18 protein-coding genes are annotated in these 24,653 nt (G+C 44.7%); 9 read left to right on the top strand and 9 right to left on the bottom strand.

What is annotated here, in order from left to right; genetic code table 11:
• Positions 1–275: 275 nt before the first annotated feature.
• Together AC58CZ_RS07835 and AC58CZ_RS07840 are read right to left on the bottom strand one after the other, a co-directional pair.
• Positions 276–1,073: an ABC transporter ATP-binding protein gene (locus AC58CZ_RS07835; RefSeq protein ID WP_075107717.1), complete on the bottom strand. Its 798-nt coding sequence runs from the start codon at positions 1,071–1,073 to the stop codon at positions 276–278.
• A 354-nt stretch (positions 1,074–1,427) separates the two neighbouring features.
• On the bottom strand, positions 1,428–1,733 hold the full coding sequence (locus tag AC58CZ_RS07840; protein WP_494224060.1) for a hypothetical protein: 306 nt from the start codon (positions 1,731–1,733) through the stop codon (positions 1,428–1,430).
• A gap of 400 nt (positions 1,734–2,133) precedes the next feature.
• On the opposite strand from AC58CZ_RS07840, the gene AC58CZ_RS07845 reads away from it, so the two are divergent.
• The 5 genes from AC58CZ_RS07845 (at position 2,134) to AC58CZ_RS07865 (ending at position 6,971) form a co-directional block, all read left to right on the top strand.
• Positions 2,134–3,435, top strand: a complete 1,302-nt coding sequence (locus tag AC58CZ_RS07845) for a glutamate-5-semialdehyde dehydrogenase (RefSeq protein WP_494224059.1) — start codon at positions 2,134–2,136, stop codon at positions 3,433–3,435.
• A gap of 123 nt (positions 3,436–3,558) precedes the next feature.
• The gene (locus AC58CZ_RS07850; protein ID WP_494224058.1) at positions 3,559–4,302 is read left to right on the top strand and encodes a ribonuclease domain-containing protein; all 744 of its coding nucleotides are present in this window, start codon (positions 3,559–3,561) and stop codon (positions 4,300–4,302) included.
• 1 nt (position 4,303) lies between these two features.
• Positions 4,304–4,708, top strand: a complete 405-nt coding sequence (locus AC58CZ_RS07855) for a barstar family protein (RefSeq protein ID WP_494224057.1) — start codon at positions 4,304–4,306, stop codon at positions 4,706–4,708.
• 123 nt (positions 4,709–4,831) lie between these two features.
• On the top strand, positions 4,832–6,106 hold the full coding sequence (gene gltS / locus AC58CZ_RS07860; RefSeq protein ID WP_494224056.1) for a sodium/glutamate symporter: 1,275 nt from the start codon (positions 4,832–4,834) through the stop codon (positions 6,104–6,106).
• 166 nt (positions 6,107–6,272) lie between these two features.
• Entirely contained in the window at positions 6,273–6,971 is a 699-nt protein-coding gene (locus tag AC58CZ_RS07865; RefSeq protein ID WP_494224055.1) for a ZIP family metal transporter, read from the top strand.
• A gap of 175 nt (positions 6,972–7,146) precedes the next feature.
• Here the strand turns inward: AC58CZ_RS07865 and AC58CZ_RS07870 are convergent, their stop codons facing one another.
• The 4 genes from AC58CZ_RS07870 to AC58CZ_RS07885 all read right to left on the bottom strand — a co-directional run bounded on the left by AC58CZ_RS07870 (position 7,147) and on the right by AC58CZ_RS07885 (position 11,575).
• Complete coding sequence (locus tag AC58CZ_RS07870; RefSeq protein ID WP_071002344.1) at positions 7,147–7,605, bottom strand: hypothetical protein; 459 nt, start codon at positions 7,603–7,605, stop codon at positions 7,147–7,149.
• 94 nt (positions 7,606–7,699) lie between these two features.
• Positions 7,700–8,956, bottom strand: a complete 1,257-nt coding sequence (glyA, locus tag AC58CZ_RS07875) for a serine hydroxymethyltransferase (protein WP_075107723.1) — start codon at positions 8,954–8,956, stop codon at positions 7,700–7,702.
• Positions 8,957–9,684: 728 nt separating this feature from the next.
• Entirely contained in the window at positions 9,685–10,188 is a 504-nt protein-coding gene (locus AC58CZ_RS07880; RefSeq protein WP_494224054.1) for a chorismate lyase, read from the bottom strand.
• A gap of 76 nt (positions 10,189–10,264) precedes the next feature.
• The gene (locus AC58CZ_RS07885; protein WP_494224053.1) at positions 10,265–11,575 is read right to left on the bottom strand and encodes a GNAT family N-acetyltransferase; all 1,311 of its coding nucleotides are present in this window, start codon (positions 11,573–11,575) and stop codon (positions 10,265–10,267) included.
• A 621-nt stretch (positions 11,576–12,196) separates the two neighbouring features.
• Between AC58CZ_RS07885 and AC58CZ_RS07890 the strand changes: the two genes are divergently transcribed.
• The gene (locus tag AC58CZ_RS07890; protein ID WP_058024254.1) at positions 12,197–14,416 is read left to right on the top strand and encodes an NADP-dependent isocitrate dehydrogenase; all 2,220 of its coding nucleotides are present in this window, start codon (positions 12,197–12,199) and stop codon (positions 14,414–14,416) included.
• Positions 14,417–14,675: 259 nt separating this feature from the next.
• Here the strand turns inward: AC58CZ_RS07890 and icd are convergent, their stop codons facing one another.
• A complete protein-coding gene (icd, locus tag AC58CZ_RS07895) occupies positions 14,676–15,935 on the bottom strand; it encodes an NADP-dependent isocitrate dehydrogenase (RefSeq protein ID WP_494224052.1) in 1,260 nt (419 codons plus the stop codon).
• 618 nt (positions 15,936–16,553) lie between these two features.
• Between icd and AC58CZ_RS07900 the strand changes: the two genes are divergently transcribed.
• Together AC58CZ_RS07900 and copM are read left to right on the top strand one after the other, a co-directional pair.
• On the top strand, positions 16,554–17,168 hold the full coding sequence (locus AC58CZ_RS07900) for a pseudouridine synthase (protein ID WP_494224051.1): 615 nt from the start codon (positions 16,554–16,556) through the stop codon (positions 17,166–17,168).
• 287 nt (positions 17,169–17,455) lie between these two features.
• Positions 17,456–18,307 carry a CopM family metallochaperone gene (gene copM / locus AC58CZ_RS07905; RefSeq protein WP_494224050.1) on the top strand — a complete coding sequence of 284 codons (852 nt, stop codon included), beginning with the start codon at positions 17,456–17,458 and terminating at the stop codon, positions 18,305–18,307.
• A gap of 327 nt (positions 18,308–18,634) precedes the next feature.
• Here copM and AC58CZ_RS07910 read toward each other — a convergent pair whose 3' ends face one another.
• Positions 18,635–20,665 carry a M61 family metallopeptidase gene (locus AC58CZ_RS07910; protein WP_497413144.1) on the bottom strand — a complete coding sequence of 677 codons (2,031 nt, stop codon included), beginning with the start codon at positions 20,663–20,665 and terminating at the stop codon, positions 18,635–18,637.
• A 323-nt stretch (positions 20,666–20,988) separates the two neighbouring features.
• Between AC58CZ_RS07910 and AC58CZ_RS07915 the strand changes: the two genes are divergently transcribed.
• Positions 20,989–21,474, top strand: coding sequence for an FKBP-type peptidyl-prolyl cis-trans isomerase (locus AC58CZ_RS07915; RefSeq protein WP_494224049.1), 486 nt, complete (start codon positions 20,989–20,991; stop codon positions 21,472–21,474).
• Between the two features lie 553 nt (positions 21,475–22,027).
• On the opposite strand, the gene AC58CZ_RS07920 is transcribed toward AC58CZ_RS07915, so the two are convergent.
• Positions 22,028–24,238 carry a carboxy terminal-processing peptidase gene (locus AC58CZ_RS07920; RefSeq protein ID WP_494224048.1) on the bottom strand — a complete coding sequence of 737 codons (2,211 nt, stop codon included), beginning with the start codon at positions 24,236–24,238 and terminating at the stop codon, positions 22,028–22,030.
• Positions 24,239–24,653 lie beyond the last annotated feature (415 nt).

Genomic DNA, 24,653 nt, shown 5'->3' on the forward strand with positions numbered 1-24,653 from the left:
ATATGGGGTTCTGATACTTTGTTCTCTGACGTCCCTGACAGACAAGCAATATAGATAGCAGAATAATGGACAGCCGTTAAAATTGACCGACTATAAACCTTTTTGATAATACCTGAGTAAAAAATCAAAAACAAACGTTTTGCATACTCACCGTGACTATTGGGCAATAAAGGATAAACAATAGTTACGCTATAGTGATTTTTATATTTGATAGGATTCGATGGCGGTAGAGTCAGTAGTACTCTACCGCCATCCGATTTCTGATTTGGACAGGATTAGTGCGGACGATGAGAGGCCATAAAATCTTTGACGCGCTCAGAGGTAGGATTGTCAAAGACTTGCTCAGGTGTGCCGATCTCCTCAACCACCCCTTGATGCAAAAAGACCACTTTGCTTGATACTTCACGGGCGAAGCGCATCTCATGAGTGACGATCAGCATGGTACGCCCTTCTTCTGCCAGCTCTCGCATCACAGCCAGTACTTCATTGACCAGCTCAGGATCCAGCGCCGAGGTTGGCTCATCAAATAATAGCACTTGCGGCTGCATGGCAAGCGCGCGCGCAATGGCCACCCGCTGACGCTGACCACCAGACAAGTTCGCTGGATAGGCGTCTTTTTTATCGAGCAAACCGACTTTGTCGAGCAGTTGTTCAGCATCACTAATCGCTTGGGCTTTTTTGATCTTGAGAACCTGCGTTGGTCCTTCAATAATATTTTGCAAAATCGTCTTATGTGGCCACAAGTTAAAGTTCTGGAAGACGAACCCAACGCGAGCACGCAAGCTCTCTAACTGCTTCACATCCGCCGCTTGCAGCTCACCTGATCTGGCAGGTTTTAGCATGAGCTCTTCGTTACCGATCAGGATACGACCTTGATTGGGGTTTTCGAGCAAATTAATGCAGCGCAGCAAGGTTGATTTACCTGAGCCCGATGAGCCTAAAATAGAGATAACATCACCGTCATAGGCAGTGAGAGATACCCCTTTGAGTACTTCTAATGAGCCATAGCTTTTATGGATGTCTTGTAAGTCTAAGGCGATAGGCCGAGTCGGTTTTTTTGCAGTATCAAGCATGGTTCAGCAGACTTCCAATAAATATGAGTGAAAACACGAATAAAAATAAATAAGAGCTGTATATTATAAATAAGAGCTATACAGTATCAGCATCTATAGCATTATTATGCTAATGCTACGCCTGAGCAGGCCAAGAGAAAAATGCCATATTGTCTCTTATTACACAGTAAAAAGGCAAATCTTGTGTTTAACCAGTCAGTTAATCAGTAATGGATAACTGACTGGCACAAAAAAGCCCAGACCATATTTATCGCTCTGGGCTTTATTTTATCACTTTCGCGTGCCAGACGTTGTTTTATCTGATAATGCTATATTGACCAACACACTATCATAGCGTTTGGCGCGCCATAGAACTTAGTACGTCGATACATGCTCTGAATCTTCCGTACCATCCAGTACTTCTGCATCATCTGCGGTTGCCACAGCCACATCATCCCCTGTACTGACAGCCATACCGTCATCGGCGCTAGCAACGGCGATGTCGTCAGAGCTACTCGCAGTTGCGGTTGCATTCTCTTCAACGCTGGTTTGGGCGTCAACGCTTGTATCCGCTTGCGTCTCCATTGGTGTCTCATCTTTACTACAAGCACTGAGCGCAAGCACCCCTGCAACCAAGCCAATCGTCATCCAGTTTTTGTATGTCGTGTTTTTAGTCGTCATCGTTATTCTCCATTACTTGTCATATGATTCAGCGTCATTTATTGATAGTGCCGTTTTCTTAGTGCCTACTATACTGATGATACATCGCAGCTACCTTAGTATTTACAGCGCAGTTCTGTTAAAGGCACGTAAACACAGCTCACAAAATATTTGAAGCAACCCTTTTTAAACACTAGGAAGTAAACTTTAAAACATCCCTTTGTAAAGTTACTTTGATGCTTTGTAAAGCGGGTTCTGTTCACAAAATCATCTTTACTATCGCCGCAATCTCCTCTATGTTAAATAGCATAATGACCTATGGACCGCTAAATAGGCATTCAAAACTGATTTTTTGCTAAATTTTCGCCTTTTTAGGCGCTTTTATTTATATAAAACTGATATCACATAAGGAGAATAATTGATGAGTCAAGCAAATACGACGGATATTACCACCTACATGCAGTCTGTTGGCAAGCAAGCCAGAGCCGCTTCTCGTGCGCTCGCAGCAGCCAACACAGGCGACAAAAACGCCGCGCTCATGGCCATTCATGATGAGCTAGTCAATGCCAAGCCAGATATTTTGGCAGCCAATAAAATCGATATGGACAACGGTCACAAAAACGAGCTTGATAGCGCTCTGCTCGATCGCTTGGAATTAAACGAAGCACGATTCAACGCTATGCTCCAAGGCCTAAAAGACGTGGCGAGCCTGCCTGATCCAATCGGCGAAGTGACGGATATGACTTATCAGCCATCAGGGATTCATTTGGGCAAAATGCGTGTGCCACTGGGCGTCGTTGGCATGATTTATGAATCGCGTCCTAACGTAACCTTAGAAGCTGCTTCACTGGCACTAAAATCAGGCAACGCCATCATCTTACGCGGTGGCTCTGAAGCGTTTGAGTCCAATCAAGCGATTGCCAAATGCATCATAAAAGGTCTCAACCACACGGATCTCTCTGAGCACAGCGTGCAGGTATTGCAAACGACCGATCGAGCTGCTGTTGGTGAGCTGATCACCATGACTGAATATGTCGATGTTATCGTACCGCGTGGCGGCAAAGGTCTGATTGAGCGTATTAGCAACGACGCCCGCGTCCCTGTGATCAAGCATCTAGACGGCAACTGCCATACCTTTATCGATAGCGATGCGGATCCTGAGATTGCCATCAAAGTCAGTGTCAATGCCAAAACCCATCGTTATGGTACGTGTAACACGATGGAGACGCTGCTGATTGATGCCTCTATCGCCAAAGATTTATTACCAAAGATTGCCACCGCCATTATCGAGGCCGATGATGCCATGCAGCTGCGTGTTGACGAAAGTGCTGAGAGTATCTTAGCCGATGTGATCACCTTAAACGGTCACTTGTCTGCTGCTACCTCTGAGGACTGGGATACAGAATATCTTGCCCCTATTCTTGCGGTAAAAGTCGTCGACGGTATCGATGAGGCGATTGAACATATCAATACACATGGCAGCCATCATACCGATGTCATCATCACGGACAACTATACCAAGTCGCAACGCTTTATTCGTGAAGTGGACTCAGCAAGCGTGATGATTAACGCCTCTAGCCGTTTTGCTGATGGCTTTGAATATGGTCTTGGTGCTGAGATTGGCATCTCAACGGACAAAATCCATGCGCGCGGCCCAGTCGGTCTTGAGGGACTGACCTCACAAAAATGGATCGTCTATGGTCATGGTGAAGTACGTGCATAACTAAATCTGTATTCATGATTGAATCAAAAGTTTGAAAACGTCGGCCATTGTGCTGGCGTTTTTTTTATGATAATCATAGGCATTTATATTACGGACACCTAAACAATAAGGAGCGGTGCCACCATGCAAAGCGGCAAGATTAAGCATTGGAATCACGAAAAAGGCTATGGCTTTATCGATGTCGATAATCAAGATGAAGACGTGTTTTTTCATATTAGCAAAGTAAGTTTGGCGGAGCCGATAGCGGTTGGTCGACGTGTCTATTTCACGTGTAGTCGTAATGATAAAAACCAATTGCGTGCCACCAAAGTGACGTCAGCCGTACTCAGCATTGAACCAGATACTGCACCAAATACACCAAGGCAGATGCCCAATAATAGCAAGCGAGATAATCACAGCCGCCCCTCAAATCGCAACCATCAAAACACTCGTCAAAATAGCTCTCGCAACAAGAGAAGCCTAGGCAGTACCCTATTTAGCCTCATTGCCATTATCGCTGTCGCTGTCTACTTCTTTGGTGATTTAGGCTCGACGTTATCTCAGTATACGTCTGACAATACCAGTCAAGTCGCCACAACTGACACAGCGACCACTAGCATCACGGGCGATGCACAGATCGATAAAACGATTGCGCTGATTCAACAAGGCGGGCCATACCCTTATCCCAATAAGGACGGCACGACGTTTTATAACCGTGAAGGTAGACTGCCAGCACAATCGCAAGGCTACTACCGCGAATACACCGTACCCACCCCTGGCGTCTCACATCGCGGTGCGCGGCGTATCGTCACAGGTGGTTATCCGCCCACTGTTTATTACTTAACCGTCGATCATTATGATAGTTTTCAAAAGCTGGAGGTGCACTAACATGAAACAAGCGAATATGAATCAAGAAGCCATGAATCAGAAAGATACGAGCCAAGCCATCCACTATGTCAGTCAAGACCCCATTAACCAAAACGGTACAGCGCTATCTGCCGTCATTCCTACTCAGGCTGTTACCATACCTGCGTGTGACACACTGGACAAAACCACGCTATTGACGAGTCTGGCGCGTGCCTGCCACTTCCCCAGCTATTTTTCACACAATTGGGACAGTGCATGGGACTGTCTGACAGACAGCGATGTGCGGCACTTAGTGCTTGATTTGACGGTAATAAAAAAGATAAACACCGAAGACTTCAATATCTTTAAAAGCATCATTGAGGATGCTTATAGCGACTTTGGTAAGCCGCAACTGTGGATTATTGTGCCTTTTGAGAATGATACTTAGCGGTGAAAGAGTGAGGCGCTGATAGTCACCGACAACGATTCGTCATCATAGAAACCTGAATTCGAGATAAAGCCATATTTATCCCGAATTCAGGTTAATTTATTTTATACAAAGGATTAACCTATGGAGATTACCTTAAACGGTTATTACACACTGATACTCGCGACCTTGGTGCTACTACTGGGGCGTTTTTTGGTCAAAAGGATTAAATTTTTAGAAGACTTCAATATTCCAGAACCTGTCGCAGGTGGCTTAGTCGCAGCGGTTGTGGTCTATATTCTCAATATGGTTTGGGGATATAGCTTCAACTTTCATCAAGGCTTACAGACCGCCACTATGCTGATGTTCTTTGCTTCTATCGGTCTGAGTGCTGATTTTAGTCGCCTAAAGGCAGGTGGCACACCGTTATTGATTTTTACGATCGTGGTATCCGTCTTTATCGTGCTACAAGATGTCGTTGGCGTGGCCATGGCAAGTGCGCTAGGGCTTGATCCGCTGCTTGGTCTCGTCACAGGCTCTATCGCGCTGACGGGTGGTCATGGTACGGCAGGTGCTTGGGGTATTACTTTAGAACAAGACTACGGTGTGGTCGGTGCGACCACACTGGGTATCGCCGTTGCGACCTATGGTTTGGTCGCTGGTGGTATCGTCGGTGGCCCTGTGGCACGTCGCTTGATTAACCGACTGGGTCTAAAACCGACGCCAGCGGATCCCAATCCCAGTGATATTGAAAAAGTTGCCAGTGCTCAGTCTCTATATAGCACCAAACATGATGAGGATACTGCAGGGAGCAATAAAGACATCTTTGAGAGACCCGATAGCATGCGCTTTATCACAGCATCCTCTACTATCGAGACATTAGCGCTATTTGCAGGGGCATTGGCTTTTGCCGATGGGATGACGCTCGTGGCTGAGGGCACATGGTTTGAGCTACCGACGTTTGTCTGGGCACTGGCAGGCGGCGTCATCATTCGCAATGTGTTAACGATGGTCTTCAATTTTGAGATGTTTGATCGCTCGATTGATGTATTTGGTAATGCGTCTTTGAGTCTGTTTTTGGCAATGGCGTTACTGTCATTGAAGCTGTGGCAGTTGACGGATTTGGCAGGGCCTGTATTGGTCATATTGATCGTACAGACCATCATCATGATTATCTACGTCTACCTCATTACCTTTAAAGTCATGGGCAAAGACTATGACGCGGCAGTACTCTCAGCAGGACATTGCGGTTTTGGTATGGGAGCTACCCCGACAGCGATTGCCAATATGCAAGCAGTCACGGATCGCTATCTCCCCTCGCCGAAAGCCTTCTTAATAGTGCCAATGGTTGGTGCGTTCTTTGTCGATATCGTCAATGCCACGATATTGCAAATATTCACCAAGTTGCCGTTTATGTAATACTACGTCTGAGCGTATTTAAACCGTGATTAATCTTGAGGAGATTGCATGAGTCACATCGTGTGATAGCATTATTATCAAATACAATGTGATCTCACCGCCATTCATCGTATCAATAGACATTACTCAGAATTATTAAAACTTATTAAAAGTATCGAGGCATTTTATGTTGGTATTTGCCATTATTCTTGTGGTTTCAGGCGCACTCGTTATTGGTGCATTGTGGGGTCTATACGGCTACATGCCTGACTGGATACAAGGCAATCTGCTTGCGCTGGCAGGTGGTGCGCTCATGAGCTCAGTGGTACTTGAGATGATTCAACCTGCGATTGGCGAGAGTGGTTTGTGGACGACTGTCGCCTTTACCGTGTTAGGCGCAGTGGTCTTTACGGGTATTGACTATCTGATTGATGAAAAAATGCAAAACAAAGGCGGGGCAGGTTTGCTTGCTGCTATTACGCTTGATGGTATCCCAGAAAACTTAGCGCTTGGCGTCGCGCTGATTGGTGGTAACGCTTTACAAGTCGCGGCACTAGCAGGGTCTATTTTATTATCAAACCTCCCAGAAGCCGCAGGCGGTGCCAAACAAATGCGCGATGGTGGTAGCAGTCACAAAAAAATACTCATGCTATGGATTGGTGCAGCTATTTTATTATCATTAGCAGCTATTATTGGCAAAACGCTTCTCAAAGATGTCGATGATGCAGTAATTAGTGCAATTGACTGTTTTGCCGCAGGGGCAGTTATTGCTTCATTAGCGACAGAAGTTTTTCCGTCTGCATTTAAAGATGGCAACCATTGGGCGGGTATCAGCACTGCTATTGGTTTGGTGCTGGCATTAGGACTCAATCAACTCGGTGGCTGAGATTCTAAATATTCGTAGGGTTTAAAATTGCCCTTTATTGCATGAGCATGCTCTTATCGCACAATTATTTGAATGAATAAAACCGCCCAGCAATAATGTTGGGCGGTTTTTATTTATCTGACATTCGGTTCCAATATGTCTAGGTGCGGCGTCATGCAGCAACATGATCGACTCACTAAAGCGTAAACCCAATCACGTTGAGCTTGTTCTCTTCTGCAAACTTAAATAACTCGTGAACGTGATTTAAATTCTCACGAAACGTATTCAAACCTTCTTGGCTCTCTGCTTCGTGGTAGCCGATATCGTGTACCAATTTTTTTAAGTCTGTCGCGGCAAACGCTTTGACGATCTCAGGTACGACGGCCACATTGTATAATAAACCGTCATGCTGCTCATGCAGCGGGGTGCTATTGTTTGCCAAAAACAACAAATCGCACAAGGCATAATGCCCCTCTCCCAATAACTCAACCAGTTCTTCCGTATAATGTTCAAGAGACGCTTGTCTCACATCTAAGTATTGGTTATCGCGATTTTCTCTTAGCTCATCCAGTGTCATATCACCAACAAGTATGCTGGTTAAATTTTCCTCGCGAACACTACAAAAGCAAAACGACATAGTTGTTGAAATAGACATCGTATCTTCCTTAACTGTGATTAAAAATAAAAACCGCCTAGCAAGTGCTAAGCGGTTTTTTGTTATACAACTCTCAAATAGAGTCAGTTAATACTTACTGGTTTTTTTCGTACACTGGTAGCTCTTTGCAGATGGCTTCTACCTTACCGCGTACTTCAGCTGCAACCGCTTCATCACCGCGGCTGTCTAGCACGTCACAGATCCAGCCTGCCAAATCAGCTGCTTGCGCTTCGTTGAAGCCGCGAGTAGTAATGGCTGGCGTACCGATACGGATACCAGAGGTGACAAATGGTGATTTTGGATCGTTTGGTACGGCGTTTTTGTTCACAGTGATGTGTGCATCACCAAGCCATTTGTCCGCTTCTTTACCGGTCATTTCTTGCTTCACTAGGCTGATCAGCATGAGATGGTTTTCAGTACCACCAGAGATGATCTCATAGCCACGCTCTTGAATGACTTTTGCCATGGCTTGTGCGTTTTTCACGACTTGCTGCTGATAAGTTTTGAAGTTGTCTTCTAGCGCTTCTTTAAAGCAAACCGCTTTTGCCGCGATGACGTGCATGAGCGGGCCACCTTGGTTGCCTGGGAATACGGCTGAGTTTAGCTTTTTGGCTAATTTCTCATCACGCGACAAGATCATACCTGAACGCGGGCCACGTAGGGTTTTGTGTGTGGTGGTAGTGGCCACATCAGCAAAAGGTATTGGGCTTGGATAGACGCCGCCCGCAACAAGACCAGCAACGTGTGCCATATCTACCAATAGATACGCGCCTACTTCATCAGCGATGTCACGGAAACGCTGCCAATCAACGACTTGTGAATACGCTGAGAAACCTGCGATGATCATTTTTGGCTTGTGCTCACGCGCTAGGGCTTCTACTTGATCATAGTCAATAAGGCCAGTGCCATCTACCAATCCATACTGTACGGCATTGTAGTTCAGACCTGAGAAGTTGATGTGCGCGCCATGCGTCAAGTGGCCACCAGCGTCTAGACTCATGCCAAGTACGGTGTCATTGGCTTCTAGCAACGCTAAAAATACGGCAGAGTTTGCTTGGCTGCCTGAATGTGGCTGGACGTTGACGTATTCAGCACCGAACAGCTCTTTTGCACGGTCAATGGCCAATTGTTCAATGACATCGACATGCTCACAGCCACCATAATAACGCTTACCAGGATAGCCTTCTGCGTATTTGTTGGTCAAATCAGTGCCTTGCGCTTCCATCACTGCTTGTGAGCAGTAGTTTTCAGAGGCAATCAACTCGATGTGATTTTCTTGACGAACGCTTTCTGCGGCCATCGCTTCAGCAAGGGTCGGATCAAACTCTTTGATAGAAATGTCTTTAAACATAATAATGTCCTAAGTAGTGACTGTCATTGAAAAAGTATCATTAAAAAGAAGCTGATAGCTTGCCCACAACCAAACGAACACTGCATCGACGTTGCTCAAAGTATGCTAGGTACTTGTGCACGCTGCTCTTTTGCCAGCTATTTTATGGTACGACCATGATTGTGAATGGCGACTATCAGTAAAAATTAACATAAGAATAAACACAGGCAGTTGGCCTGCATTAACTTGACCGATCCGTCAATAAAATCGATATACAGCGGCATCGATAGCATTGCGAAAGCGTAAGTGTAACATGAAAAATTGTGCGATGAGCGCAAAAAAGCCTGCCTGAAGATGAGCAAATTAAATGGCGATATAACACAGATAAATAGCCAATTAAATAGGGCGTGTTGAACATTCGACCATGGCACTGACAGCGACTATTTTTTAGGCGATTCGATGTTAAAAATAATAAGTTTAGTCATTCTAAGCGCTTACTTTTAACGATGAAGCGGCAAAAAAGAGTCCTGTCCCCTGCTTTTTATCGTTGGGGCTGACGCTAAAATTGCCCCATACTGCGTTACAAATCTCGCTAAGGCATCTGCATTATCGTCGCTTTGTGCCTTGTCTGGAACAATTTTAGCGATCAGCAGTGCCTATTTGCGAATGTTCAACACGCCCTAAAGGTTTTACTCAATGCAAATTTTTGACCCTAGTCTTTTCTTTGTGTATATAAGAATAAAACGTTTTTAAGTATCACTGGACAAAAATGCCGGCAAAAAGGTTTCGCTGATAAGTAATGAACGGCCATACCAGTCATAGCGCGTTTGCCGTTGCCAGCCCTCGCTCGTCTGTCGCACAAATCGCTGGTTTGGCACTGTGCGCCGACGTTTAAATAACACATAACCGATGGGCGTACCTTTTAGCTGCTGCAAGCGTCGCGCCTTACCTTTTAGGCTTGATAGCGGAAAGATGCTTTGCGCACCGACCCACGGCCGCTCGTCATTGCCGTATAGCTGTACTTCACGTATCCACGCCAGCAATGGATGATTTAGCGCTGAGCCTTGCAGACCCAATTGTCGCTTTTGTTGCAGCGTCAACAGCCGATAACCCTCAAAGCTACGCTCCACTCGTAACGGCTGCCCTGCCTTCTCTTCTAGCATGGCTGTGAGCGAACCTTCAGCATTGAGCCACGATACGAGTTCAATAGGAGGCAGAGAGGTGGCAATACTAGCAATAGAGTTTGTGGACATAATTAACGGCTAATCGTGAAATGTGTAAAGTAAATGCCTGCAGGCTATTATTAATGGTTGGCATTAATGGTGTATATCAATGAAGCGTATCAAAGGCTGGCATATTGTCCGCGTTAAATGGTAGTGCCTCATGGGCTTGCTTGCGATATTGTGCCATATGCATCCGATCTCTAGCACAAAAATCGCCAATCGCAGGGACAAAACGCGGATCATAAATACGGTGAAGCGAGTGCGTGGTCGTTGGGATAAATCCGCGAACCAACTTATGCTCTCCTTGCGTGCCTGGATCAAAGGACGCTAGCCCTTGCTTGATGGCAAACTCAATACCTTGGTAATAACACAGCTCAAAATGCAAGCTGTCATACTCACCAAGCGCGCCCCAGTATCGACCGTACAAGGTTGCACTATTATCAACACTACCACTATTAGGTGTATCATATAAGAACAAACTACTGGCAATAATCTCACCACTGGCATCGAGTGCTTGCGCGAGCATAATATGTTCAGACATACTCGCTGCCAATGCCATAAAAAAGTCTATCGTCAGATAAGGCTGCTTTCCGCGTACCGCATAAGTCATCACGTAACAGTGATAAAAAGCCTTCCAGTCTGCATCGCTGATAGCATCGCCGATTTTTCGCTGGCAGATAATACCTTGCTCCGCCACTTTACGACGCTCCGCACGGATGGTTTTGCGCTTTTTAGCTTTTAGCGTCATCAAAAACGCATCAAAGTCTGCAAAGGGCTGACTGTCATTGAGCAAATCTTTGTTTTGCCATAAGAACTGACAACCTTGGCGCTCGAATATCGGCATCTCAATCGGCGCGGACTCTACGCCGCGCTCTTGTGCTGCTAGCGCACGCTCTATATCAATTTCGGTCGGCATAGACGTGGTCGCAATAGAGGCTAGATTAGGCGTCACAAATAGCCCATGCCAGCTTGAGGCGCCGACTTGCTGAGCGATATCATCGACACCTGCGATGGCTGTTTTGATTATCTCTTCATTGAGCCTTTCCCCTTTTGCCAGCCAAAGCCGCTGACCCGTAATCGGCGTATACGGCACACTAGTGACCAATCTTGGATAATAGTCGAGACCATAGCGCGCATACGCCTCTGCCCATGAATGATCGAATACGAACTCACCGCGATGATGGCCTTTTATAAATACTGGCAGCACCGCGACTGGCTGCAGAGCGGCACCCTCAACGTCATCGTCGACACGATGCACCAAAATAAATATCGGTAGCCACCCTGCCCGCTCTCCAATCGCGCCTGTCTCAGCAAGCGCCTGCCAAAAAGCAAATGACATAAAAGGCGTGTCTGGCGTTTGCCAATCGGTCTGGCTCTGCCAGCTAGTATCATTCATCAGCGCATACTCTAAACTCATACTCACCGTCACTCTTATAATCGCTATATATTTATCGATAACCAATCTGTTGATGACCTAGCCTAGCAAATTTTTGCGGTTTTGCTGTCACAATTTGCAAAGTTTTTTTGAGACGCAATAAAAAACCACCAATCGTGACATTGGTGGTTTTTAGGATTATCCTTATGTCCTCTCAAGAATAATATAAAGGTCAATAAAACACCGTCCATATTATTGAAAAGATGATATCGCAACAAATGACTGTTAGAATAAGGTTACTACCAGCTTAGTATAATTTGAAACCCTAAGATATGAGCGAAAACAGTATACTTAGTTCATGGTACGTGATTGACATCCTCTCGAATTTATAGTGGGTTTATTATAATATACCGTCAGCGACTTGCTGTCTGGCAGTTTTACAGGGCAGTCAACGTGCCATCTGAGAACGCCCTTGTAGTGAACATCAGTAAAAGAAAATGTTTTATCAATCTTGAATATCTCTAACTTAAATATTGCTAAGCAGCTACATACGACGTACTTGTTCGAACGATATCATTGAGCATTGCATAGTATCATTAACCCATATTCAACATTATATTCGAGCTTTATTATTAACGACAACTAAAGGAAGATTCAAATAAAATGTCAAAAATTATTTATACAAAAACTGACGAAGCCCCAGCGCTTGCGACACTATCTTTTTTACCTATTGTAGAAGCGTTCACTAAGACCGCAGGTGTCGAAGTTGAAACTAGTGACATCTCTGTTGCGGCACGTATATTGGCTGAATTCCCTGAATACTTGACCGAAGAGCAACGTGTTCCTGACAACCTAGCTGAGCTTGGTCGCCTGACTCAAGACCCCAACACCAACATCATCAAACTGCCAAATATCAGTGCCTCTGTCCAGCAGCTCAAAGCAGCCATCAAAGAGCTGCAAGGTAAAGGCTATGCCATCCCTGACTTTCCAGATGATCCACAAACGGATGAAGAAAAAGAGCTACGTAAGCGCTATGGTAAGAGCTTAGGCAGTGCCGTAAACCCTGTACTACGTGAAGGTAACTCAGACCGCCGCGCACCAAAAGCCGTCAAAAACTATGCACGCAAGCATCCACATTCAATGGGTGAATGGAAGCAATGGTCAAGCACACATGTATCGCACATGCATGGCGGCGACTTCTATGATGGCGAGCAATCTATGACCCTAGATAAGGCGCGCACGGTTCGCATGGAGCTATTGCTAGACGACGGCACCAAAAAAGTATTGAAACCTAAAATCGATCTACTAGACAAAGAAGTTATCGATTTGATGGTCATGAGCAAAAAAGCCTTGCTTGAATTCTATGAGCGTGAAATGGAAGATTGCCGCGAAGCGGGTATCTTGTTCTCACTACACGTCAAAGCCACCATGATGAAAGTCTCACACCCCATCGTGTTTGGTCATGCGGTCCGCATTTACTACAAAGATGCGTTTGAAAAACACGGCGAACTCTTTGACGAGCTTGGCATCAACGTCAACAACGGTATGGCAGATTTATACGATAAGATTGCTACTTTGCCAACCTCAACGCGTGAAGAAATTGAGCGCGACCTACATGCTTGTCAGGAGCATCGTCCACGTCTGGCCATGGTTGATTCAGCCAAAGGTATCACCAACTTCCATTCACCAAGTGATGTGATCGTGGATGCCTCTATGCCAGCGATGATTCGTTCAGGCGGTAAAATGTGGGGCGCTGATGGCAAAATGTATGACTGTAAAGCCGTCATGCCAGAGTCTACCTTTGCTCGTATTTATCAAGAAATGATTAACTTCTGCAAATGGCATGGCAACTTTGACCCAACGACCATGGGTACCGTACCAAACGTCGGCCTAATGGCACAAAAAGCAGAAGAGTACGGCTCGCATGACAAGACCTTTGAATCTAGCGATGCTGGTATTGCTCGTATCGTCGACGTTGAGACCGATGAAGTCTTGCTCGAAAAACGCGTTGAAAAAGGCGATATCTGGCGCATGTGTCAGGTTAAAGATGAGCCTATCCAAGATTGGGTCAAGCTTGCTGTACGCCGTGCCCGTGAATCAAATACGCCTGTTATCTTTTGGCTCGACCCATACCGTCCACATGAGAACGAGCTCATCAAAAAAGTTAAAATGTATCTAAAAGATCATGATACTGACGGTTTACACATCGAAATCATGTCTCAGGTTCGCGCCATGCGTTATACCCTAGAGCGTGTCGCTCGTGGCCTCGATACGATCTCTGCGACTGGTAACATCTTACGTGATTACTTAACTGACTTGTTCCCAATCCTAGAGCTTGGTACCAGTGCTAAGATGCTATCGGTTGTGCCACTCATGAAAGGCGGCGGTTTGTTTGAGACGGGTGCTGGCGGTTCTGCACCAAAGCATGTTGAGCAGCTCACCGAAGAAAACCATCTACGTTGGGATTCACTTGGTGAATTCTTGGCCTTGAACGTCTCTTTGGAGCATTTGGCAAGCAACGACAACAATGCTAAAGCTCAAGTCTTGGCGGACACGCTCGATACCGCGACAGAAAAACTGCTGCTGAATGACAAATCACCATCACGTAAAACTGGTGAGCTTGATAACCGTGGTAGTCACTTCTATCTAGCGCTATATTGGGCTGAAGAGCTGGCGGCGCAGGATCAAGATAGCGAGCTAAAAGCACAGTTCACGCCATTGGCGCAAAAGCTGGCAGAAAACGAAGACGCGATTGTCAAAGAACTTAACGACGCTCAAGGTAAACCAGTCGATATCAAAGGCTACTACTACGCCGATGAGGAGCTTGCGAAAAAAGCCATGCGTCCAAGCGCTTTGTTTAACGAAGCCTTGGCATCGCTATAAGTAATAAGCAATTGATCTTGAAACATTAATCCTAATCGCTCTGGTTTGTATACACAGATCGATTAGGTAAGTTTAAGTATTAGCAAACAAAACACCTCAGCCGTCTTAGGACGTTGAGGTGTTTTTTTGTGCCTATCTCAAAATGATAATAAACAACTTGCCTATGTTTATCCATTTCAAACACATAAAAAAACCACCTACATCAGTAAGCGGCCTTGAATAAATATAATAAAGTTTAACGCTCTAGGCATTAATGCGATTACGCATCCATGTGCTTGATAATGGCTTTGCCAAACTCAGAAGTACTGAGCAAGATAGCATCTGGCATCAGACGCTCAAAGTCATAAGTGACCGTCTTATTGGCGATCGCGCCTTGGATACCACTGATGACGAGATCCGCCGCCTCACACCAACCCATATCACGCAGCATCATTTCCGCAGACAATATCAATGAGCCTGGATTTACTTTATTCTGACCAGCATACTTAGGCGCAGTACCGTGCGTCGCTTCATAAACAGCGATTGCGCCGCCTTTGTTGGCACCTGGGGCAATACCGATACCGCCTACTTCCGCCGCTAGCGCGTCAGAGATATAGTCACCGTTCAGGTTGAGTGTTGCCACTACGGAGTAATCTGCCGGACGCATCAGAATCTGCTGCAAGAATGCATCAGCGATCACATCTTTGATGATGATGTCATTACCCGTTTTGGGATTTTTCATCGTCATCCATGGACCACCATCTAATGGCTCAGCATTAAAACGCTCTGCTGCCAGCTCATACCCCCAATCTTTAAACGCGCCTTCCGTAAATTTCATGATATTGCCTTTATGCACGAGGGTCACGTTTGGCAAGTCATTATCGATAGCATGCTGAATGGCTTTACGTACTAGGCGCTGCGAGCCTTCTTTTGAGACAGGCTTGATACCGATGCCGCAGTCTTCAGGGAAGCGAATGCTGGTCACACCCATCTCTTCTCTTAAGAAATTGATGACTTTTTTGACATCATCACTGCCTGCTTTCCACTCGATACCTGTATAGATATCTTCTGTATTTTCACGAAAGATCACCATATTGGTCAGCTCAGGATGCTGTACTGGGCTTGGCACGCCTTTAAACCAGCGTACTGGTCGCTGACAGACATACAGATCAAGATTTTGACGTACAGCCACATTCAACGAACTAAAGCCACCACCCACTGGCGTGGTCAACGGTCCCTTGATACTGATGACGTAGTCTTTTAAAATCTCTAATGTCTCACTTGGTAAATATTCACCGTCATATATTTTGGCCGCTTTTTCGCCCAAGTAAGCTTCCATCCAGATAATTGATTTTTTACCGTGGTAGGCTTTATCGACCGCCGCATTGACCACCTTTATCATGACAGGTGTGATATCCACCCCAATACCGTCACCTTCAATGAACGGAATAATCGGATGATTGGGCACATTTAGCGACAAATCAGCATTCACGGTTACTTTTTCGCCGTCTCTTGGTACGATGACCTTATCATATGACATGGATAAAACTCCTTAGTGGTAAGTTATACATCGCAAGCGAACTGAACACGTTATTATGCTAGCTTTTCTATTATAATGGTCGCGCTCTAGACGCTTATTAGCTAAACAAAGTCTGATGTATGAGATACTTGCGGCATTGGATTGAACGATACTAAAAAATAGCTTCAAATTAAACATATATGCATTGATGTAAATACAAACTAAAACTGTGCATAGGAACTGCTTATTATTAAATTCAGTGTTATTGACTAAATTAATAATAAATATCACATATACAATTTATAAATTATTAATAAAATGCAGCATCTATAACTTTATAATACTTGAAGGGTTATAATAGATTATCTTGTTGATAGTAATAGAACAAAGGCCTGGACAATCATTTTATCTTGTAGATGATAGGTTTATTACTATCAAAAATATAAATACCCCTATAAAAATATGGATTTAGAGTAGCAGTAAATTTTCGCGGTTGCTGTCCTACTTTTGTAGCAAAATACATCGCACAGCGTATATCAAACACGATATCTCTGTTCTTATTTTTTAGTACTGACTTTGCTTGATTAAACATACGCAAAGACTGCTAATCACTCATTTACCTTCAGGAAATATCACTTTATGCCGACTTCTAGTCTCATCTTGTTCAATAAGCCTTATGGGGTGCAAAGTCAGTTCAGAGACGATAGCAACAATGACCATGCCACCCTATCGCAGTACTTTATTGATAAGTCTTTGCGAGTTGCTGGTAGGCTTGATGCAACGTCCGAAGGGTTACTTATTCTGACCGATGATGGCCGAGTCAATAAAGCAATTACCCATCCGCCAAAAGCCAATGCTGGACGTAAGCAAGGTAAGACTTATTTGGTACAGGTTGAGGGCATTCCTACTGCTGAGCAACTCAATCAGCTTAAATGTGGCGTGACGCTCAAAGATGGCAAAACTCTGCCTGCTGAGGTTAAACACGTCAGTGAAGATGAGCTACCGATGGCGCTCTGGCAACGTCATCCGCCGATACGTGAGCGTAAAAGCGTACCGGACTCATGGTTGATACTGACAATTTATGAAGGTAAAAACCGTCAAGTCAGACGAATGACCGCGCATGTTGGTCTGCCCTGCCTACGTTTGATACGTTGGTCGGTGGCAGGGTTTGAATTAGGTGACATAGCAGTTGGCGAGTTTGTGCGCATTCACTTAACTAGTGAGCACTATCAGCAATTGGGTATCAGCTATTAATTTGTCACATCTAAACGCTTAACTATAGTCAATCAATATTAAAAGTGGTACAAGGCAGACGAGTGCAAGTACTACAGTAGTAGGCTAAACGAGTCTAACGCTGTAACACTTTAATAGTGGTTCGACTACACCGACATATATTTTCATTTAAAGTAAATATATTACTTCTTGTTAAACATAGCGTCTCGAATGGGTAAGGTTTATCTGTTAAGATTCAGCACGTCATTATTTATGTAAAATAGACCTCATTTATTTATCATTTGGTCTTCTTATAGTAGGGATATATCATGATTGCTTCTCATCGTTTTGTTCTGTTGGCCACCAGCATTTCTACTGCACTGCTATTAGGTGCGTGTCAGCCAGCAGCAGATAATCAATCAGCGCCTGTAGAAGAAGCCACCCCGCCAATGACTGACATGACTCATGCTGAGCATGAGAATATGAGCCACGATACATCGGTAGATAGCGAAAACGTCACAGATGACACTCAGATGACGGATATGCTCAAAGACTACACAAAGTCCATGACCAGTATGCATGATGAGATGATGATCGGTATGGGTTATAACGATCCTGATACCGCGTTTGCCAAAGGCATGCTTGGGCATCATCGCGGCGCGATAGATATGGCAAAAATTCAGCTAAAGTACGGTACAGATGATGCCATGCGCCAGCTTGCTCAAGATATCATCACGGCGCAGCAAGCTGAGATTGATATCCTAAACAAATGGCTTGCCAGCCATCCTGACGCAGCCAAACCTAAGCCCAATACCGCTGCTATGCAACAGGCCTACGCTAAGGGCATGGAAAGCATGCATGGTGAGATGACATTGGGGATTGCTGATCCTATGCCGGATATGGCATTTGCACGTGGCATGCTACCACACCATATTGGCGCCGTAGATATGGCAAAAATCGAGCTCGAATACGGTACTGATGAAGAAATGCGTCAATTGGCACAGCATATCATCGATACTCAGCAAGTAGAGATTGAGCTCATGCAAAACTGGATTGCCGCGCTTAAAGCGACGAGCGATGTTGAAAACGATAATGCTGAGGTTGTCGAGCCTAACGGCGACACTACTGCAAACGAGAAGCCTGCCAGTGAGGACCCTGATAATAAAACCAAAGAGCAGTAGTAATCAACTCAGTATAAAAATGTGAAATAGATTATTTTTTGCTAAATATTGATTGAGAACATTAAAAAAACCTATCAACTATGATTTAGGGCGTGTCATCATTTAGATAGCGAGGCTTAAAATGAGATAAATAGTAGTCAAATGAGGAAAAAATTGTAGAGAATATAGGTATATTCACAATATTTTTGACGATATTTGACAAGATTTAGCCATTTTAAGACCGCTAAATGATTGAATGGGTTAATTGATGACACGCCCTAAGCCCCCTAATAACCATATTTGCTTATTAGGGGGTTTTGCTTTGCTTACTTATATCTCTCGATGTGACTATGCTGACTGACGCTTCATCACATCCAGCCATGGCTCCCAAGCGGATTCTGCTTGCTTAGGATCGCTATGATCTGCTAACGTTGGATCACCTTTTACTAAGCGCAGACTGACCTTATGAGGAAATTCTTTTTCAGGCATATCACTGTCATTCCCGTCAGCTTGTGGCAGTGCATCAGCTTGTGGCAGTGCATCAGGTTGCACTTGCACACACATCAGCTCATCGCGGCGAAATAGATGACACTCAACAGTGCGCGCTGCATTACTGAGCGACGCTAATTGCTTACTATCCGCCTTGATGCCATCAATCGCGATAATAACGTCGTGGGCTGAGATACCTGCTTTGGCGGCAACACTACCGCGGTTCACCCGATTGATTTTGAGTCCAGCGGGTGTCTCATTGCAGCGCATACCCCATGGGACATGCTTATCCGCAGTCTCTTTGGTATTGACCTGCATTTTGACACCGTTTGCGAGCAGTAGCGACTCAATTGGCAGTTCTTCTACCCCATTGACATAACGTCGTTCAAAATCCTCCCATTCCGCTATCGACATAAACTGTCCAATCACGTCGCCCATATCCGCGCTATTGACGCCGATACGCTTGCTGTCATTTTGCTTTGCTTGGGTATAGAACGCTTTGACCACATCGAATAGACGATAGCGACCATCTGTATTTTTTAGCAATATCAAATCCAGACACAATGCCACCAATGCGCCTTTATTGTAGTAGCTGATACCTGCATTGCCCGTATTTTCATCCGTTCGGTACAGCTTAATCCACGCATCAAAGCTTGACTCTGCGACACTTTGACTGCCGCGACCAGGCGTCTGGTAGTAGCGATTGATTTGTTCCGCTAGCAACCTGAGGTAGTTTGACTTATTGATCACGCCAGATGCTTGCAGCATAAAATCATCGATATAAGATGTAAATCCTTCAAATACCCAAAGCATCGGCGTGAACGCTTCACGGCGTAGATCAACATCAATCATGACATCAGGACGCACGGTTTTGACCCACCACGAGTGAAAGTACTCATGACTGCACAAGCCCAAAAACCGCTGATAATCCGTGCTTGGTAGTTTTGGCTCATCAGCATTTGGTAAGTCACGGCGCGGGGTAATCAGACTCGTAGAGTTGATATGCTCAAGTCCGCCGTAATCCTGACCACTGGCAAACGTCATAAAGGTATAATCATGAAAGGGGGCATCCCCCAGCCAGTCCAGATAAGTCTGACAAATTTGGGTGACGTCTTGCTGTAGCCTGCCCATATTGGCACTATGCTTGCCTGAGAGATAAAAACTGTGATGAAGTGTCTGATGCTGACTGTCATGGATAATAAAATCAAATTTATTCTGTGTTGCAATCTCAAAAGGATAATCAATCAGCTCATGATAATTATCTGCCCGTAATTGATAACAGTGCCGTTTATCTTCGCTCTGACCATCAACGCGCAGATGCGTAGATGCCAAACCACATGCCAAGATTACATGACTTTCTTCTTTATCTAACAAAAACGACTCCGGAACAATCAAGCTGACTTGTACAGGAATCTGCTCTTGCCCGTCGACCGCGAGTGCAAGTGAGGTAAAATTACCATACAGACGCTGCTGATCGACATAGGCAGTACGTACCGATAGGTCGTAGCAGTAGACTTCGTATTCGACGACTACCCTTTGTCCTGCTGTGATAGTGGGGAGTTGCCACGTAAGTTTATCTACCTTTTGTGCACGATAAGTTTCAGAAAGCCCGTCACCTTCTTTTATTTGGCTGTCTGTTACTCGATAATGCACAGCGGTGATGTTGCGAGCAAACTCGCGCATCAGATAACTGCCTGGTATCCATGCTGGTAGCCAGAGCTGAGGAGTATTAGCTGTTGCCGTAAAGGACAGTGACACATCCACCAAATGCTCAGAAAAACGGGCAAAATCGAATTGGTAGCTGATATCAGCCATATTATTGATATCATCATGGCTGATTGAAACGTCGCTCGTTAGCTGGTTATTAGTATTATCGGCAAATGCAGTCATAGTATCTCTCATCCTTATTTTATTGTTATGTTAGGAGTCCTTCCCAAAAAACGCAACTCCCAAACCCTGAGTGGCCAGTAGTTATCGATTAACTATAGAAAATAGCAGTTATTATGATAAATTGTGGCATTAATTGGCATTTTTTATGTTTTTTGCCTTGAAACTTATATACGCCATCTCAATTAAAGATGCTAACTGCTAAAGTTACTTTAATAAACTGATGATAATTGACTAATACTGTGGCTATTTGGCTTGCTGATTGGCTTTTTTAGGTTTATTGCAACCGTATTTAATTTTTTACATAGATATACTTAGGATATTTTATGACTACTATCGCAAAAGACACTGCCGTCAAATTCAATTACACATTAAAAGACGACGAAGGCAATATCCTTGACCAGTCTCCAGAAGGTCAGCCACTTGCTTATCTACACGGTCACAGCAACATCATCCCAGGCCTAGAATCACAATTAGAAGGCAAATCTGCTGGCGAAAAAGTCAACGCAGTGGTTGAGCCTGCTGATGGCTATGGCGAGTATCAAGAGCAAGCGGTACAGCGCGTACCACGCGAAAACTTCCAAGGCGTTGATGATATTCAGCCTGGTATGCAGTTCCAGTCAGAAGCTGGTGGCCAAGTGATGCTAGTGACAGTCACTGACGTAACCGACCAAGAAGTAACTGTTGATGCCAACCATCCATTGGCTGGTAAGCGTTTGACGTTTGATGTTGAAATCCAAGAAGTACGTGCAGCAACTGAAGACGAACTAAACCACGGCCATATACATGGCGCAGGTGGCGTTGAGCACTAATCTCTTCTAGAGTATCGTGAGACGGTTAGAGAATAGGTTATATTTGAGCTTATCCTCTCATCAAAAAGGCCAGTAGCACTGTCTACTGGCCTTTTTTTATGTCTGTCATAAGTGCTTATTGATTAGATGTAGATAAAAAGAGCGTTCTAACAATGAAGCATTCATTGCGCTTCTGTGAGCATCCTTAAGCTCAATAGCCATTCTCACAAATCTATCAAAGAAGCGTAAGCTAGCGCCAGAAATAACTCTTAGATCCAGACATAACAAAGCCGCATAACGACAAGCGTCATGCGGCTTTTATTACTAACCATCCATGTTAGCGTGATGTGATACCTAATCCCGGGGTATCTCATAACTAACAGGCATCCAGCCTTATCATCCCTAATCAGCAAACCACTTATCCCTGATGCGACCTTTAAGATACCAATCCCTAGTATCAATGAATCGTGCCGTACAGTTATAATCGCAGATTGTCCTATCACTAGTAAGTGGTCTAAACGTCAATCCATGTAAGCATATGCTTACATGGTAATACTAACTATCGTATAACCCCTTATATTTTCTCTTCAGGACTGAGTAAGGTCTTGGGTTCAGCACTTAGCATTAGGTAGGCCGCTTCATTAATAAAGGCTTCATCTTCTGGCAGCTCTGGACGCTCAGCAGCTTTCATACGGCTACGCTCTTCAAACTTTGCATCCATCGCGGCCTGATACGTATTCCAATTAGAATAGGGGCGTTCACCAGTAGCGATCAGACGTCTATTTTCAGCCTCTAACGAACGCTTTTCAATCAGCTGCATTTTGGCGCGGCGGCTGTTAATATCTAAACGAACTGGTTTTTTCTCATCATCCATATTACGAATATCATTCAGCGTCGACAGATACACAAACTGCGGATTTTTCTCTTGGCGAATTTTAGACTGCTGATTGAGCGTCGCTAAAGTGTCATTGGCAAACTTCCCTTCAGGCTTATAAGGCGCCGTTCTGATGGTATCCCAAGGCAAGGCTTTTTTCTGGGCGCGTTCGCCAAAGGTCGCATCATCATAGATATTGACCAATTCAACATCAGGTACCACGCCTTTATTCTGCGTACTACCACCTGTGATACGGTAGAACTTACGCTGAGTTAAAGTTGCAGAGCCTAACGCCAAGCTATCAAGCTGAATCTGCGCAGAGCCTTTACCTGTCGTTGTGCTACCAACCACCAATCCACGACCATAATCCTGAATAGCAGCGGCAAAAATTTCACTGGCTGAGGCCGATGCTAGGTTGGTTAGGACGACCATTTTGCCGTCATAGAGCTGCTCGCCGCCATCATTATCACGGTATACTTGAATATTGCCACGATTATCACGAATCTGTACCAATGGACCGCTTTTAATAAAGAATCCTAGCATTTTGGCAACTTCATCTAACGAGCCGCCAGGGTTGTTGCGCAAATCCACCACGAGCCCATCGATATTTTCTTCGTTCAATTTTTTTAACGCTTTTTCAGTATCGATACTGACACTACGGTAGTCCTCACCATTACGGCGCGCACGATAGTTCAGATAAAAGCTCGGTATCTCAAGAACACCAATGCGTTTTGGTGTTTTGTCGATATTAGGACGCTGCACCTCGACCACTCGCTGCGTCACGCCTGATTCTTCTTGCTGGATAATATCACGCACCACAGTGACCGTACGGGCACTGGCATCTGGCGTATTAGGTTGACGCAGCTTGAGCGTGACCGATGTACCGCGCTTACCACGAATCAAGCTGACGATCTCACGCGTTGACCAGCCAACCACGTCCGTCATGGTTTCGCCATCTTTTGCGATACCCACGATCAAGTCATTGGGCTTAATTTGGCCAGATTTGGCGGCTGGGCCACCATCGACTAAGGTCACGATACGGGTGTAATCTGGGTTTTTACGATCAGGACGGATAGAAACACCGATACCCTCTAGCTGCAAACTCGACTGAATCTGCAGCTCAGTTGCTTGAATCGGCGCATAGTAGTTACTGTGCGGATCATAGGTCAGCATGGCGGTGTTTAGAATCGTCTCCATGATTTCGTCATCTTTGAGACGCTTAAACTGCTCTTGCTGACGCGACAAACGATTTTGCAAAATCTCATTTGGCGTACGTTCATCGTTGCGTACCAAGTCCTGTCCACGAGTGATATCTGGATTGCTTAAAAACACTTTTTCTTTGGCTTTTTCGTCTTCTTGTCCCAGCGTAATACTCATCAGCTGAAACTTTAGCTGACGTTCCCAATAGTCACGCTGCTCTTTTTTGGTTTTGAAATGTCCGAGCTTTTCACGATCAAGAATGATGGTGTCATCACCGGTCAAATCAATATCTTTCTTGAGCATCTTGGTTGCCATGGCAAAGTATTCGTTTGAGCGTTTGCGATAACGATCAAAGACTTCTACCCCTGCGGATAGGTCGCCTTGCTTGAGGCGAGCGCCAAAATCATCGGCATGCTTTTTCTTCAGCTCATCGACATCAGATTGCAAAAACAAGGTATGGTTTGGATCGAGACTATCAATATACATTGATAAGATTTCGCTACCGGTTTTACTATCTAATGGCTGATTAAGGTAATGACTGCGATCCAGCAAAGCGGCAACTTGGCGAGTAGTGACCTTTTGCTCAGGTGTCTGAACAAAACTTCCCGTATTGGTTTCTGCTACGGCAGTACCGTAGCTTTGTGTCAGGATAATACCGGCGATGCCCACTGACGCTGCACTGAGTAACCACTGTGCTGGTTGTTTTTTCATCATATGTACCTAGTTATTTGAAGTTAGTGATATTATTTGTGTTATAAAAATTAAAAACTGATGAATGTATTATTGCCCATGACTGTCGTCTGTTTTTGCTCAATGTCTGTCTTACTTTGCCTTAGCTTACTTATTACTATGAGCTTACAACGCTATAGCTTTATTATTCCGTCGCCTTTATATATAGATTCTGAATAATATATAGATTCTGAGTACAGATTCTGACGCTTATTATCGAATCCTGATATATAGTCAAAAATCAATATTATCATGTGCATAAATACTGAACTGTCTCAAACTGTATAAGCAATCTTACACGCAACGCCTGCACATACCAAACTTTCTATCACTTTTATCACACATAGCGACTTAAGGCTATTAGCATTAATTCGCCGACTACCCACAAATTGATTTG

This window comes from Psychrobacter sp. CR212, assembly GCF_059693765.1.